Origin of the sequence: Paenibacillus sp. FSL M7-0802, from assembly GCF_038004945.1 — a bacterium.
GTDB lineage: Bacteria > Bacillota > Bacilli > Paenibacillales > Paenibacillaceae > Paenibacillus > Paenibacillus polymyxa_B.
Genome location: NZ_JBBOSD010000001.1, coordinates 2,943,162 through 2,958,374, shown reverse-complemented (window position 1 = coordinate 2,958,374; position 15,213 = coordinate 2,943,162). Strand labels below are relative to the sequence as shown.

The 15,213-nt window shown below is 44.4% G+C and carries 17 protein-coding genes; 6 read left to right on the top strand and 11 right to left on the bottom strand.

The window, feature by feature from the left end:
* The gene (locus MHB54_RS13795; RefSeq protein WP_103744506.1) at nucleotides 1-741 is read left to right on the top strand and encodes an SDR family oxidoreductase; all 741 of its coding nucleotides are present in this window, start codon (nucleotides 1-3) and stop codon (nucleotides 739-741) included.
* A 36-nt stretch (nucleotides 742-777) separates the two neighbouring features.
* Complete coding sequence (locus MHB54_RS13790) at nucleotides 778-1,314, top strand: Crp/Fnr family transcriptional regulator (protein WP_076156685.1); 537 nt, start codon at nucleotides 778-780, stop codon at nucleotides 1,312-1,314.
* Here MHB54_RS13790 and MHB54_RS13785 read toward each other — a convergent pair.
* From MHB54_RS13785 to MHB54_RS13750, 8 genes are all read right to left on the bottom strand, one after another.
* Entirely contained in the window at nucleotides 1,247-1,768 is a 522-nt protein-coding gene (locus MHB54_RS13785) for a DinB family protein (protein WP_023991015.1), read from the bottom strand. The genes MHB54_RS13790 and MHB54_RS13785 overlap by 68 nt on opposite strands.
* Nucleotides 1,769-1,835: 67 nt before the next feature.
* On the bottom strand, nucleotides 1,836-2,780 hold the full coding sequence (locus MHB54_RS13780; RefSeq protein ID WP_340981664.1) for a helix-turn-helix transcriptional regulator: 945 nt from the start codon (nucleotides 2,778-2,780) through the stop codon (nucleotides 1,836-1,838).
* 110 nt (nucleotides 2,781-2,890) lie between these two features.
* Nucleotides 2,891-3,247 carry a nucleotide excision repair endonuclease gene (locus MHB54_RS13775; RefSeq protein WP_023991017.1) on the bottom strand — a complete coding sequence of 119 codons (357 nt, stop codon included), beginning with the start codon at nucleotides 3,245-3,247 and terminating at the stop codon, nucleotides 2,891-2,893.
* Between the two features lie 156 nt (nucleotides 3,248-3,403).
* Nucleotides 3,404-4,144 carry a YheC/YheD family protein gene (locus tag MHB54_RS13770; RefSeq protein ID WP_160788318.1) on the bottom strand — a complete coding sequence of 247 codons (741 nt, stop codon included), beginning with the start codon at nucleotides 4,142-4,144 and terminating at the stop codon, nucleotides 3,404-3,406.
* Between the two features lie 16 nt (nucleotides 4,145-4,160).
* Nucleotides 4,161-5,273, bottom strand: a complete 1,113-nt coding sequence (locus MHB54_RS13765; RefSeq protein ID WP_068939194.1) for a 2-aminoethylphosphonate aminotransferase — start codon at nucleotides 5,271-5,273, stop codon at nucleotides 4,161-4,163.
* Nucleotides 5,270-6,430 (bottom strand): phosphonopyruvate decarboxylase, encoded by a 1,161-nt coding sequence (gene aepY, locus MHB54_RS13760; RefSeq protein WP_340981663.1) that lies wholly within the window; start codon nucleotides 6,428-6,430, stop codon nucleotides 5,270-5,272. Before aepY ends, MHB54_RS13765 begins: the two co-directional genes overlap by 4 nt.
* Nucleotides 6,430-7,329, bottom strand: coding sequence for a phosphoenolpyruvate mutase (aepX, locus tag MHB54_RS13755; protein ID WP_023991021.1), 900 nt, complete (start codon nucleotides 7,327-7,329; stop codon nucleotides 6,430-6,432). The genes aepY and aepX overlap by 1 nt, the downstream gene beginning before the upstream one ends.
* Nucleotides 7,330-7,371: 42 nt before the next feature.
* A complete protein-coding gene (locus MHB54_RS13750; protein ID WP_053326440.1) occupies nucleotides 7,372-8,100 on the bottom strand; it encodes a YheC/YheD family protein in 729 nt (242 codons plus the stop codon).
* A gap of 295 nt (nucleotides 8,101-8,395) precedes the next feature.
* Here MHB54_RS13750 and MHB54_RS13745 point away from each other — a divergent pair, with 295 nt between their 5' ends.
* The gene (locus MHB54_RS13745) at nucleotides 8,396-9,595 is read left to right on the top strand and encodes a glycosyl hydrolase family 28-related protein (protein WP_053326441.1); all 1,200 of its coding nucleotides are present in this window, start codon (nucleotides 8,396-8,398) and stop codon (nucleotides 9,593-9,595) included.
* A gap of 118 nt (nucleotides 9,596-9,713) precedes the next feature.
* Nucleotides 9,714-10,337 (top strand): acetate uptake transporter, encoded by a 624-nt coding sequence (locus MHB54_RS13740; RefSeq protein WP_053326442.1) that lies wholly within the window; start codon nucleotides 9,714-9,716, stop codon nucleotides 10,335-10,337.
* A gap of 85 nt (nucleotides 10,338-10,422) precedes the next feature.
* Here the strand turns inward: MHB54_RS13740 and MHB54_RS13735 are convergent, their stop codons facing one another.
* A complete protein-coding gene (locus MHB54_RS13735) occupies nucleotides 10,423-11,409 on the bottom strand; it encodes an aldo/keto reductase (RefSeq protein ID WP_340981662.1) in 987 nt (328 codons plus the stop codon).
* A gap of 240 nt (nucleotides 11,410-11,649) precedes the next feature.
* On the opposite strand from MHB54_RS13735, the gene MHB54_RS13730 reads away from it, so the two are divergent.
* Entirely contained in the window at nucleotides 11,650-12,357 is a 708-nt protein-coding gene (locus tag MHB54_RS13730; protein WP_023991026.1) for a phosphodiester glycosidase family protein, read from the top strand.
* A 53-nt stretch (nucleotides 12,358-12,410) separates the two neighbouring features.
* Here the strand turns inward: MHB54_RS13730 and MHB54_RS13725 are convergent, their stop codons facing one another.
* Nucleotides 12,411-12,902, bottom strand: coding sequence for a hypothetical protein (locus MHB54_RS13725; RefSeq protein ID WP_023991027.1), 492 nt, complete (start codon nucleotides 12,900-12,902; stop codon nucleotides 12,411-12,413).
* 116 nt (nucleotides 12,903-13,018) lie between these two features.
* Between MHB54_RS13725 and MHB54_RS13720 the strand changes: the two genes are divergently transcribed.
* Complete coding sequence (locus MHB54_RS13720) at nucleotides 13,019-14,203, top strand: RCC1 domain-containing protein (protein ID WP_076264587.1); 1,185 nt, start codon at nucleotides 13,019-13,021, stop codon at nucleotides 14,201-14,203.
* A 204-nt stretch (nucleotides 14,204-14,407) separates the two neighbouring features.
* Here MHB54_RS13720 and MHB54_RS13715 read toward each other — a convergent pair whose 3' ends face one another.
* Nucleotides 14,408-15,037 carry a YfbR-like 5'-deoxynucleotidase gene (locus MHB54_RS13715; protein WP_023991029.1) on the bottom strand — a complete coding sequence of 210 codons (630 nt, stop codon included), beginning with the start codon at nucleotides 15,035-15,037 and terminating at the stop codon, nucleotides 14,408-14,410.
* Nucleotides 15,038-15,213: the final 176 nt, after the last annotated feature.

The window sequence follows — 15,213 nt, the reverse complement described above, 5'->3', positions numbered from 1 at the left end:
ATGAAGCATTTGGACGGAAAAACAGCAATTATCACCGGGTCCTCCAGAGGGATTGGACGTGCCATTGCCGAGCAACTGGCTGATCTGGGCGCTAATGTAGTCATCAATTATGCCAGCAGTCCGGACAAAGCCCAAGAAGTCGTGAAGAGCATTCTTCAAAAGGGCGGCAGAGCCATAGCACTTCACGCTGATCTGGGCAAAATGAGTGATATTGAAGCATTATTTACAAATACGATTGCTGAATTCGGTAAAGTGGATATTCTGGTTAACAACGCTGGGCTGATGATTACCCAACCTCTGGCTGAGGTAACCGAAGCAGATTTTGACAAACAATTCGCACTCAATGTAAAGGGCACTTTCTTTGCATGTCAGCAAGCCATGAAATATATGGAGAACTACGGAAGAATCGTGAACCTGTCTACATCCGTGATCGGACAAATGTTCCCAGCCTATAGCGTATATGCAGGTACCAAGGGCGCAGTGGAGCAATTTACCCGTCAGCTAGCCAAAGAGTTCGGAAGCAAGCAAATTACGATCAACGCTGTGGCTCCCGGTCCTGTGAACACCGAGCTTTTCCAAGCAGGAAAAACCGAGCAGCAAATCGAAGGCATGAAAAAAATGAATGCTATGGGGCGGCTCGGCGAACCGGAAGATATCGCTGATGTGATTGAGTTTCTGGTCAGCGCCAAATCACAGTGGGTTACCGGGCAAACGATCCGCGTCAATGGCGGGTTCATCTAAAAGCTGGAATACATGGAATGGAGGCTGTTTACGTTCATGATATTACACAAAGGCGAGACCTTATTTCGACAAGGAGAATCCGGCCCTTTATATCACTTAAAGAGCGGCTTGTTAAAAATTGTCCGAGTCCATGAAGACGGCTCGCAAATTTTAGTTAATGTGATTGTGCCCGATGAAATCATCCCGCACCACTCCCTGATCAGCCCCAATCCTTATTATGGTACAGCGGTGGCGTTGGTAACCTCTGAGGTTGAGGTTTTGTCGCAAAAAGAATGGTATCAGGCGCTGGAGCAAGATCCGGCTCAATGTCGGGCTATCGCTTTGCAGCTACAGGACAAGTTGCGCATGATGCAGCAACGAATTGACCAACTCACCGAGGTATCACCTGCCGAGAAGCTGCGGAAGCTCCAACGCTGGTTCCACTCCTACATCGCACCCGCCACGTTAACGGACGTGCTGACGCAGGAGGAAATCGGCCAGTTTATTGGGCTGCGTCGGGAGACGATTAATCGGCTATTGCGTGCTTCAAGCGCTCCTTCTGCAAAAGATGATGACGATAATGCATCTCAATGAGCTCAAACCACTCTCCAGCATTCAACGCACCAAAACTGGGATGAGAGACGGTGAACAGCGTTGTTGATTTCCCAACGGTCGGCTCAATCTCTCTCATCTTGCGGATCACGACGTTTAATCCCTCCACAATTTCTTCTTTGCTAGTGGGTTGTTGGGGAGTGTACTGAGGGGATGGTGGAACTTGGATACGCATTGGCGGAAAGCTCCCCAGATTAAAAATGGCTGTGCCTGCCTCCGTTTTAACTCCTGTCTCCCCATTAGGCTGTAGACAAAGATCAATGTTCTTAAGATGCATATACAGTGCAGAGTTCACCAAATGAAGATACATTTGTCCAAGCGACCATTGACCCTCCTGAGGTGTGTATTGCAGTTCCTCCAAGCTAAAGCTGTCCAATTCAAGAAGATAGTGTTGTGCCGTTTCTTCGAAACGCTGCAATGTTTCAGTTGTATTCATATATTAATAATTGCCCCTCTCTATCAAAGTAGCTTTACTATACAAAAATGCTACTGACAGCATTATGTCAGTAGCATTTCAACATTTTTTCCACTTCCACACGTATCCGCTCCCTGAGCGACTCAGGCTCCAGCACAACCATATCCGCGCCCCATCCAAGTATCCATTGCAGTAGTTCCTCTGGCTGTCTGACGCGGAAGAGTACATGCAATCCATCTGCACGCTCCTCTATGGCCTCCATATAAAAGTTGTTCGCTTCCTTCACCTTATCTGCGATATCTGAACGTGCTAATATGCGAACAGTTACATGACGGTCATCGGTTTGCTTGTAATCCTGCAAATGAAAATCGACAGGCAACTGAAACCTGTCCTCCAGCACGATAAGCTTGTCCATACGTGACAGACGGAAATGGCGAAGCTGCTGTCGCAATTCGCATTGCCCAATTAACACCCAAGAACCACGGAGCAGTACAAGACCATAAGGAGCGACCACACGCACACTTTGACGATTCCCGTCAGCCTCTGGCATTCTTTTGGAGTAGCCAAACTGTACTTTCCGTTTTTCCAATACAGCGAGACGCAGCGTTTCCAAACAGGTTTTCTCGCTATGGTTTGCCCCTTCACCCACCGCGAGCAATCTGATGGTCGTACGCACCCGGGAGACTTCCCTGCGAACGCTCTCCGGTAATATGGCTTCAATCTTCCTGCGGGAGGTTTGCGCCTTGATACCGTAGTCTGTATCAAATTTTTGTTCGACAAAATTCGTTCCGATTAGCAACGCCACAGCCTCTTCTGCGGTAAAGCTCAGGGGGGGCAGAAAGTACCCCTCCATCAAGGAATATCCAATGCCCGGTGCTCCTATAATCGGTACGCCCGATTCACTTAGAGCCTGAATATCCCGATAGATGGTCCTCACACTCGTTTCGAATATGGCTGCCAAATCCTCGGCTCGTAAAATATCCTTACGCTGCAACTCTAGCAAGATCGCTAGCAAACGATCTGTTTTATTCATACCACGGCCCCTCTCTGGAAGGATCTAAAATGCAGAAATACAAAAAAGCAATAAGGGCAGTACAGTCACTGCGACTTATTGCTCTTTTTTTTCATACGGAAGTTACTTCATTATTTAAAAAACACTTTTTCGACGTTATATTTAGCCTTTTGTGAATTGATGATGTAGGTTTCATAGATTTCTCGCTCTACAGCATCTTCCACAATACAAACCTCAATAATCGCTACTTCGTTCCGCTTGTCCTTGATCGGCGATACCGTATCTTCAAAATGCTTTTTGATTCTTTGTCTCAGCTTTCTTGCTTTACCAACGAACAACAATTCCTCCTGTGTATTGTAGAACATAAAGATACCAGCCTTATCTCTAGGGATCAGGTGAAAGTCGGTAAATCCGTAAATATGGCTGAGCTCAGGGTTAACCTGTTTGGTAATTGTGATATCCGGAGTTGGAATTGTTATATTAATCACTATGTCACTTCCTCATTCTATATAGGTGTAAATATTATCACAAATCCCGTGGTAACACCATTTAATAATCCTTGTCCCATGACTAAAACTCCCGACTTAGAAACCGTATGAGAAAAAGGTGACTCTGATGAATACAGAGCCACCTTTTCATTTATGTTATCCATTTTTGTAATCCGTAATGCGGTAATACATCGTTTTATCCTTCAACTTACGGAAATGGGACCTTGCCGGATAAAGATTAGCCTCAATAATCCCGATACGTCCTTTCCGGTCTATTCCAATGTCCAGTCCATATATACGATGTCCCGGAAAAAAATTACTTAATCTCTTCGCGGAACGGATGGAAACACGATTAATATGGGACTCTAGGGCACTGGCAGACAGGTGCCGAACAGAAGATTGTTTTATGCCGGATTTAAAACTGAGTAAAGTTCCCTTACTCCGTGTATTGTTGGAAACAATATAACCTTTGCCTGCAACTTTGATAACCTTCCCTGTGACTACCCATACAGGTGAGCCGGTTCTCCGTTGAATGATGACTCTCATATCAAAAGGGCGTTTGTTGATGGTCGGACGGGTAATTCTGCGTTGAACCATATAACTGGCGTTCCCGATTTTTCTTCTAATATAATGATACGTATTGGTTCTACCCCTTACTAAAACTCTTTTATTCTCGTAATGTACGATGTACTTATGGTTTCCTAACCAGGAGACCTGGAAGATCCCCCGTCCACGACTCCCCCACACCGGTTTCACAATAACATGCACGTACTTGGAGAGAAGTTTCGAGAAATTATACCTATCCAGGAGCCTCGTTTCGGGGACATAAGACCTCAGAGACGCATACCTTCTCAATAACAAATATTTGTACCACTTATCTTTTGCTCCTGATGCCATGGGGACTCCACCTTTCTCATCCGCATTTTATGCTACTGAGATAGCCTTCAAGCAATTCCAAAAATAACTCCATTTCCTTATACGTAATATCACCTATATTGGCAATCCGGAACGTATTTAGCTTCTCTAGCTTGCCGGGATAAATCATCATGCCTTTGCTATAAAAATAATCATGCATAGATTGAAAATCATAACCTGCACAATGAGGCTCAAGAATGGAAGTAATGATCTTGGAATGATGCTCTTCGGGAATGATATAGGTTAGGCCTAACCGGGCTAACCCGTTAATTAAGGTTTTCCAGGATGTCGCGTACCTTTCGTACCTTTTATCCACCCCTTCTTGCTTTAATTCCTCAATCGCTTGTCTAAGCGCATATAAGGTTTGGACTGGGGGAGTAAACCGCATCTGCCCATGTTCCACAAAGTAGTTATATTGAGCATACAAATTCAAATAATAGCTTCTTGGTTTCTGGCCTTTCAAATTCTCCAATTTGCTTTTTTCGGCGATCACAAACGAAACCCCGGCCATTCCCTGTAAGTTTTTGTTGGAGCTTGCCGCCAGGTAGGCAATGTTCATTTCCTTCAATTGAATTGGAACGGCCGCAAATGAGCTCATGGCATCCACGATCATGTCGATTTGATATCTTTTGCACAATTCTCCGATATCCTTCACCTTGTTAAGCAGGCCAGTTGTCGTCTCATGATGTACGACGGCCAGATGGGAGACAGTGCGTTCGGAAGATTGGATAAACCTTTCTAATTCAGCCAAATCAATCGCATCATCGGGGGGACTTTTGAATTCAAGATAATCTACCCCATAAACCTTCGCTATCTCGCACATCCGTTTTCCATAGGCCCCATTGCTGACAATGATTACTGCATCGTGATTCGGGACCGAACTGATGATGGATTCCACCGCTGCAGTACCTGATCCGCCAAACAATACGGTCGCATAATCATCCGGGTCAGCAACCAACCGGGTCAGTTCTGTAGAAATGTACTCCATGATTTGGCCAAACTCGGCTTCACGAGGACAAATATCCGGAACCACCTGTGAACATTTCACACTTTCTGTAGTCGTTGCCGGCCCAGGGGTTAGCAAAATGTTTTTCTTGACGACAGAACTCATGAACCGCCCACTTCCTTGCCCTTCAAAGGATAGTTATGAATAAAACGCTGCAGACGTTCTTTTACTTCGTGAGGCTTCATATGCGGACGAGCAAGCTGATCCTTAGAATCTTTGGATATTTTCAGACACAAAAACGTAAGTTCTCTATTCATTTTCCATTCTTGTAAAAAGACTTTTAGTTCCTCGAGACTGTGAACAAGAATCGACTTTGTATACCCACAGGAAGCAGCAATATCTATAAAATCAATATTATGCGATACCGTACTTTGCCCGCCTGTTGATTCATGGGCATTATTATCTAGCATGATATGAATCATATTGGCCGTATGGTAGTACCCGTTGGTTGCCAGGCTCCCCATACGCATCAACAGAGATCCGTCTCCGTCAATCACGACAATATTTTTGCTTGGTTGGCTCAGAGCTAACCCCAGTCCAAAAGAACCGATGCACCCCATAGAACCTACCATGTACAGGTTGTTATCTGCATCTTCAATTTCATATAGTTCGCGCCCAGTTTTACCAGTTGTTGCGAGCTGGACGGTATGGCTGTCTTTCATGGAGTTAATCGCACATAATGCTTCATAGCGCGTAGGCATTTGATGATTCGCACGACCATGCTGCCGGATCTGATTTAAATGGATGGAGGTTTGCTGTTTTTTCAATGGCTCTTTGTCGAACGTGCCTTTTTTAACGACAAAAAAGAACGGGCGATTCCGGGCAATTTGCTCATTAGCCTGGATCAATTGATTTTTTACCTCCTCTAAATCCTTGGAGAGATACTGCCATTCCACATCCATCAAATCCAGCATTTGCGTTGTAATCTGGCCCATCAGTTCATGCTGAGGCTCGTCAGGTATCCCCGGTTCTCCGCGCAGACTGACAAATCCAAGCAGAGGAATACGAAAAGGGTAAGTAAGGGAGGTCAATGGCGAAACAGCGTTGGTCAGCCCCGAATTTTGCATAAGGACTACCGATTTCTTCCCCCCTATATAAGCTCCGGATGCAATGGCGACCGCATCCCCTTCGTTAGCCGCTGCAACATAATCGCATTCGTTTATGGCATAATTGATCAAGCTTTTCAAGAAGGAGCATGGAACACCGCTGAAAAAGGTAAATCCTAATTTTTTCAGCTCTTCTCCTAACAATTTCGTGTCCATTATACGCGCTCACCCGAATCCGGTTCTGACGATGGAAGATATTTCTTTTCCGCAGCTTGCAGCTCTTCGACCCCTTGAAGCCGGAATACTTCTTCGAGGGTTGCGACTTCCTTTTCGACATGAACAAGGCTTTCATCCCGATAAATTCGGCCAGATAATTGTTTCATGGCTTGAATGGACGCTCTCAAATTATGGTTTGCCCAAATCACAAGGCTAATCCCCATCTCCTGAAACCTGATGGTTGGAGTCGTATAGTATTTGGTAGGCACGATCACTACTGGCAATCTTCCAGCCCATTCTTTCATGAACGCTTCAATCTCTGCGGCATCCGATCTTTTGCTGTGTATAAATACGGCATCGGCTCCTGCCTTTCGATATGCCTCCGCCCGCTGCAGCGCCACTTTAAGCCCACTCCCGGTAATAAATGCCTCTACTCTGGCCACCACCGTAAAATCCGTGTCCGTCTGCGTATCTTTCATCGCTTTAATTTTCCCGGAAAACTCTTCGATATCAGCCAAAGTCTGCTCTTGACCGTTAATGAAAGAATTCGTTTTGGGGAACCGCTTATCTTCGATACATACCCCCGCAATATGGCGCTGCTCCAGTTTCTTCACCAAGCGCCTTGCATTGTTGAAGTTGCCGTACCCCGTATCTCCGTCCAACAAAATCGGGATAGAGGTAGCGTCACTCATGAATTCCAAAACATCCAAAACCTGCGTCCAGGAGGCCTCATTGTTGTCCCTTACTCCCATCGCTGCAGAGATGGATAACCCGCTGGCCCAAATTCCTTTAAATCCTGCCTCCTCCACAATTTTGGCTGACAGACCATTATGAGCCTCCATGATAAACTCTGGTTTTTGTGAATTGACCAAGTCTCTAAGTTGCTTTGTTTTTTTCATTGAAACTTTCTCCTTCTCCCCTAAAAATAACGTGCATGGAATCTACTTTCGAATAAGACTCTTGTTTCTCATGATGGTGTTGATCATAGTAGGATCGGGAAATTGAGTAAATAGCATATGTCCTGGGTGTGAATTGGCCTCGATAATCCAAATATGACCTTTTTTATCTATGGCAATATCAACCCCCAATTCGCGAACCGGATGCCGTTCATTGATCTTTTTGGCAATAATGACGGATAGTTTGGAGATTCTACGAAAATAGGCATCTGCTTTCGCGCGGTTGTGCTTAAAAAGGCTGAATAGCACTCGATGCAAGGATACTGCATGCCCTCCTTTAAGATAATTGGTAACATACTTATGAGGTGCCGCGACACGGGCAGCCACCCCGGAAATAACCCATTTCCCCCTTGGCTTCTGTAAATATATCCTGGTGTCAAAAATCGACCCGTGGTACTTAGCCAACCGAAGTCCTTTCTGTACCAAATACCGATGTCTGGATTTCCTGTATGACTTAATTGCTTTTAAGACAAAACGAGATCCAACAAACTTTCGACTTGAACCGCTACGAACCTCATATCCTTTTTTCAATCTCTTGACCCGGATGATCCCGCTGCCACCACTCCCGTGATTGGGTTTTATGAAGACCGATGAATAAGTATTCAGCATCCGCGAGGTCCTTGAATCCGTAAACCAGTGGGTTTCAGGTAAATGCGAACGCAAAACGGGATGTTGCAACATTTCTTTATGCTTTTTCATTTTTCCAATAGGCACTAGTCATCCCTCTTATCTTTTTGGGTTTTTGCGCATACAGTATGCATATGCATCCAGATCCCCTTCTGCGTGGGCCGCTACCTCTGCTAGAAACCAAGATTTATGTCACAAAAAGGCATGTCCCAGCTGTTATAAATAGGCCCCCCTTGGAGACACCCTTTCGGACAGACTCGGGGTTCGGACCACAGAAAATAGGCTGTCACACACTGTACTTGAAATAAAACCCATTTTGACCGAAAATATAAAGGGTAATTATGTAATTAATTCAACTATTTTGTTAGGAGGAATATGTATCATGTCAAATATCTTTAATCGGAAGGTCAGGTTTAGCTTCTTACTCGTAGCCATCATTGCGTTCGTTATTCAAAATTCTACAGGAGACATTCATGTAGCCCGAGCTGCGGACAATGTAATTAATGCCAAGGATTTTGGCGTTAAAGCCAACTCGAATTCCTCACAGTCAAAGGAAATTCAGAATGCATTAAAGTATTTCTACGACCGAGGAATGGAGGGAACCGTCTATTTTCCAAAAGGAACATACTTGGTTGACGAATCTATTCGTTTATATGCCGGGGTTAGCCTGAACGGTGACGGAATGGGAAAAACGATTTTCAAAAAGACAGGGTCTAAAAGCCAATACGTCGTTGGCGATCCGATTCTACGAAACAATTCTGACCGACTAGACGTGAAGTTATCTAATCTCACCATTGATGCAGACCGTGCCAACCGTGAAGCCCGTGGCGAAAGTCAGGTAGGCGGTATTATTATGGAAATGGCCGTCTCTCACTTCACGCTGGATCACGTGGAAATTTGCGATACAACGATCGGAGCCCTTCTTCGCAGAACGAGAGATTCAGAGATTACCAACAGCCGCTTTGACCGAAATAATGGACATGCTATTGCCACTGGACACGAGAGCTTTCCGGCAGGCGAGTTCCGCAACGTCAAAATTACGAATAACCAGATTACCAATTCGGGCGGCGGCAGTGGAATCAATTTATCACGCGCAACCTACACGACAGTCACTGGGAACCAAATTATTAACAAGACCCATCAATCTGATGGATACGCAGGCATTCGCATCCCTAATAATGGCGCCAACAATACTGTAAACAATAATGTGATTGAAAATTACCCGCGCGGGATCTTTGTCTTGACTGGAGCAACAGGTAACAATGTATACGGAAATACTGTAAAAAATGCATCCCTGCAAGGTCTTTTGGTCCAATCGGATGGCAATACGTTTACCGACAACGAATTTATTCAAACCAATTCCTCACTTACTCCAGAGGCAGTCATTCGCCTTGCTGACGCAAACAACAACAAAGTTATTGGTAACGAGATGACCACATACTCCGGGTTCTCCAATATAGGAATACGGGTCACCGATTCCAACTCCAATGAAATTAAGGACAACATCACAGATACTAGAGGCAAATCAGTCAGTATTGAAGGCGGGCGTAATAACGTCAATACAGGCAACCGCAATCGGTAGAAATTTTATGAATTACCTACTATGCGAGTACGTCGGTTTCCGTTACAATATGTCAGTGTGATTCTGGCATCGGCAGATTGACGCGTACTTGAACATTATTGGAGGCTTCTATTTTTTCATGCAAAACGAATCTCATTCTAACGTAAAAATCATAACGGCCGATCCGAGTGCGATCGGCCTGTTTGGCTTGGCTATTGTAACGCTTGTGGCTTCATCCCAAAAGCTTGGTCTCACCGAAGGCTTAAGCTTCATCATCCCTTGGGCTATATTTCTCGGTGCTTTTGCGCAGCTGTTTGCCTCCATTCAGGATGCAAAACATAACAATACCTTCGGCATGACGGCATTTGGTGCTTACGCCTTCTTCTGGTTAGCCGTAGCTAGTAGCTGGATGATTAAAATGGGCGTATTCGGCCCTGAGCTGGCGTCTGCTGTAGACGGCAAGCAGCTCGGCTTTGCCTTTGCGGGCTATCTCATCTTTACGCTCTTTATGACCATTGGAGCGATGGAGACGCATAAGGTTCTATTCTTTATTTTTGTGTTGATTGATTTTCTGTTCCTCGGTCTTAGCTTCGATGCATTCGGCGTTGCACCAGAGATATTCCATACCATCGCCGCTTATGCTGAAATGGGCATTGGTCTACTCTCACTGTACGGTACAGGAGCTGCCGTTCTAAATGCTCATTTTGGCCGTACATTCCTGCCCGTTGGACGTCCTTTCGGCATTTTCAAGCCACGTCCTTAACTGTATATGTAAACCCACAAAGCCGCCTTTCGCGCCGATCCGCGTAAAGGACGGCTTTTGTTTTGGGATTAATATGCTATCTTAATTATTCAGCTTGCCAATTCGGCATCCGCTCTGCCGGATAACGAAGGCCTGCTGCCATTCCTTTTGGAATGATTGCGTTAATAGCTTCCATTTCCTGTGTGGTTAAAACAACATCGATGGAACCTGCATTTTCCTCTAAATACGTAACCCGCTTGGTTCCTGGAATCGGTACAATTCCCTCTTGCGCAAGCAGCCATGCCAACGCCAGTTGAGAAGGTTTGACCCCTTTTTGGGCGGCAAGGTCCTTAACATGCTGCACGAGGTCCAGATTTTTCTGGAAATTCTCAGGTTGGAAACGTGGCACCGAGCGACGGAAATCATCTTCTGCAAAATCATCAAACTTCTGAATTTGCCCGCTCAAAAATCCGCGTCCAAGTGGACTGTAGGCCACAAATTCGATACCCAACTTCTTACACGTCGGTATAACTTCATCTTCCGCTTCCCGGCTCCATAAGGAGTATTCCGTTTGCAGCGCTGTAATCGGATGTACCTTGTGAGCGCGTCGAATGAGCCCAGGAGAAGCTTCGGACAGCCCCAAATAGCGGACTTTTCCCGCCTGAACCAAGTCACTCATCGCGCCAATCGTTTCCTCGATAGGTACATTCGGATCGACACGGTGCTGGTAGTACAAATCAATCACATCTACACCCAGTCTTTGCAGGCTGCGATCACATGCCTCTTTTACATATTCAGGACGGCCACTTACACCCATAAATGCGCCATCTTCCCCACGCATAATGGAAAATTTAGTAGCCAATACGACTTCGTCACGGTGGCTCCGCAGGACTTGGCTAATCAGTTTTTCATTTTTCCCCACACCGTAGACATCAGCAGTATCCCAGAAGTTTATCCCTAGCTCCAGCGCACGATGAAGAGTTTTGATCGACTCCTGATCATTCAACTCACCGTAATATTCGGACATACCCATGCAGCCCAGACCCAGTGCAGATACTTGAAGGTCGCTGTTACCCAGTTGTTTCTTTTTCAATTTTTATCACTCCTAAATTATCAGAATAGTCATCGCATTTCCTAATCACTACGTCACATTCCGTATGTTACTACTTAAAGTTAACTTGAAGTCAAGCATTGTCTTGTATATGCTATTTCAAAATTTTTTAGAAAAATTTGATTTCCGGGTTGTAAGAGGCAGCTGTAAATTTCCTATATATATGAGAAACGAATTATCGCGCGAGATTCGGTTTCAAAATAATCCAATTGGAGGTTTAACATGCCAGCAAACTACTCTTACACCAAAACGTCCGATGGTTTCCATGTTATCATCACGCCAGCTTCGAATATTCAAAATAAAAATATTCGAAGCCGGATCACACAGCAAACCGATTACGGGATTAATGGGGGCTTCTTTAACCCAATCAGCACAACAAAGGCGCCGACCGAGTGTTTGTCTATCGCGGTCACACCTAATAATACCCATGATACTAAGGCGAATGCCAAAGGGAATAGCCGTGGTACAGCATTTGTATACACGGAGAGCAACAAAACGAAAATAGGGATTACCCGTGCTTCAAGTGTGACGGATCTCAAAAAACAAATGGGGACTTCGATTACGTATAAGTCTATTATTAGCGGCGGTAGCCTGTCGCTGAAGAAAGAGGAAGAAGCATGGCTTGAGGATTTAAAAGATATTGAAAAATTTGATTTGAACGGAACGTTGCGATACACCGATTCCACCGGGCGAACTGGCCTGGGCTTCAAGGTCGTAAATAATGTTTGGCAGGTCTACCTGGTTGTTCATGAAAATGCGACACTGAAACAACTTCGCAATTATTTTATTAAACAGGATTGCTTTGAAGCCATTCTTCTTGATGGTGGAGGCTCGTCCGGTATTCAAGTTAAGAACTCTGCAGGCACTATGGTTAAGTATGAGCAAACACGTTATATCTACAACATGGTAAAACTCATTAATATCACCTAAGCCTTATGATATAACGTGCTTGTATAGGAGTAAGGAGGCCTTACCGGCCTCCTCTATAAATCATCCAGCACAACGATTTCCAATGCCAGGAAAACAGGTGTTACAGGGTACAGATAAGAAACTTCAATCGGTTGCCCCGCTTGTAATTGTGCTGGATTGATTATTTGCCTCCGCTGACCATCCATCTGCTTATAAATATGTGTATCTGGGACAGATATATAGACCGCTTGGATAGGTTTTTCCGTTGGATCATCACTTTGGGGTAGTTCTTTAGCAAATTGAACAGGCTGTTCAAATCGGATCAAATAGTTCATGGTAGGGGCTGCTAAGGGTTGTTCTACTTCTTTTTCAATTCTTTCAATACTTTCGATTTTGGCACGCCCTGTGTATACCGTTGTGCTTTCCAGACGGTCTAAGTCAAAAATAGATTGAGCCACCGCTCCATTAGATTCGTTAACCGGCGTAGCCGATTCTGTTGTAGAACATGCAGGCAGTAATGCTGCCGCAAGCAAGACAAGGACAAGGGCAGAAACTCTATTTTTCATAAGTGATCCTCCCTAATCTGGTTTATAGAATATGTTCACTATTAAGACGCGGACAGGAACAATTTGGTTGCTTTAGTCTGTATTTATCCATTACATTTTGAAAGGTGTGCAATTATATGTTAAAAAAACTCAGTTTGGTAGCTCTCGCTGCATCAACACTTTTAGTAGGAAGCTCTATTACGGCAAGCGCTGATTCTACTGTAAATTACGATCATTTGCTCTCGGCAGGGACCACTAACGCTTTCCTGGCCATGGAAGATGGATCTTCATTTTATGCAACGGGAAGTAACAGTGATGGCAAGCTCGGCGTAGGCGCTGGCGGAGGGAATAATAAAACAAGCCCAATGCAAGCAGATGTATCCGACATCGCAATGATTGATGCTGGTGATTTGCATTCAACTTTGCTCAAAAAAGACGGAACCATCTGGTCTTGGGGGTTTGCAAGTTACGGCGAACTAGGGACAGGGAATAAGAGGGACACGGCAAGAGTACCTGTTAAAAACAAATATATTGATAATGTTAAGGAAGTGAGAGCAGGAGGTCAATTTACGCTTGCGCTCAAAAATGACGGCACAGTGTGGGCTTATGGAGAAAACAACTTTGGACAGCTGGGGATTGGCACAAAAGGAGTTTCCGCCTTTTCCGTTAAGCCTGTTCAGGTACAAGGTTTAGAAGATATTGTATCCATTGATGCTGGTGACAGTTTTGGCGCAGCCCTGGACAAAAATAATCAGCTATGGGTATGGGGACGTGGTTATGACGGCGCACTGGGGCAGGATGACAAAGAAAACCAGCTTACCCCTGTTCAATATCGAATTGATGATATCAAAACTTTTACTGCCGGAGCTGACCGCATTTATGTACTAACGAACAGCGGAGAAGTATATGCTTCCGGGAGTAACACTTCTGGAAAGCTTGGGGATGGAACCTCTACTTTTAGAAGATCACCCGTATTGATCAATGTTTCCAATGTAAGTAGACTGAAAGCAGGCAAAACTCAAACTTTTGCACTTAAAAATGATGGAACTCTTTGGGGCTGGGGAACCAATAATGAGGGACAGGTAGGTGACGGGACCGATGTATTTTCTGTTAAAGTCCCATCCCAAGTTGTAGATGACACAAACACGCCACTAACCGATGTAGTAGCATTCAGTGCAGCAGGAACCCACTCCCATGCTTTGACAGCCGATGGGACGGTCTGGTCCTGGGGATATAACAAAAACGGCGAACTGGGAATCGGCAACACCAAGGAACAATATGCTGCCACGAAAACGAATTTCCCAAATCCTTTTTCGGAATAACTAATATTCTTATACCTTAATAAATTGTTTAAGGAATACGCTTAGCCCTCCGTTTTTCCAACCCCAAAAAAGCAATAAGGGCAGTTCAATCAACTGCCCTTATTGCTCTTTATTTTCATATAGAAGCTACTTTATTACAAATAAAACTATTATTATGTATGAACAGAAGCGCTTCAGTAGCTTCTGGACGGTAGGGAAATTCATTTACAGAGCTAAGGCTTCTTCCGTAATCTTTTTGATATCAATGGATGAAGGCGTTTCTTCCTTGACCATATCGGGCAGGATATTTTCCAAAAAATAATCAACGCAATGTAATTGAATATTCTTGATTTTCACAAGTGCATTACGGTACATGACTATAAATTCTTTTTCAGTATTTCCCCGCTGTAGTTCGGCAAATGCTTCGTACACCTGATCCATCTTGTCAGCAACTTCAAGGATCAAACCTTCTACTGAATTATCTTTGCCTTCACGTAACTGTTTGCGAAAAATAGCTTTAAAATCCTCGGGAATATTCTCTTCAATAAAATACTCAATCATACCTTCTTCGACCTGCTGGATTAATAATCGTAGTTCCTTAGAGGAATGCTTAACAGGCGTTTTGATGTCCCCAATAAAAATTTCCCCGTAATCGTGACTGCTCGTAATCTCGTATAGCTTTTTCCAGTCAATACTGACACCATTTCTCTCTTCAATATCAGCCAGCGTTTTAGCGTATTGTACTACTTTCCAAGAATGTGCCGATACGCTGTGTTCCTCGAATTTAAACTTACCCGGACAACGGATGATTCTTTCCAGCTCATTTAGCGACCGAAAATACGTGTGAATTCCCATCATTGCATCCATCCTTTAACATATATGAGATAGTCAATATAAACCCCACTATAAACCTCAACTATTAACAGCAGATTATCGCAGTATCAAGTTGAATCCACACATGTAGCACATATACAATTTTTGCTATACACTTTATAAAAGGGGAGTTGCAAAATCCTAAAAAAAGGTTAAAG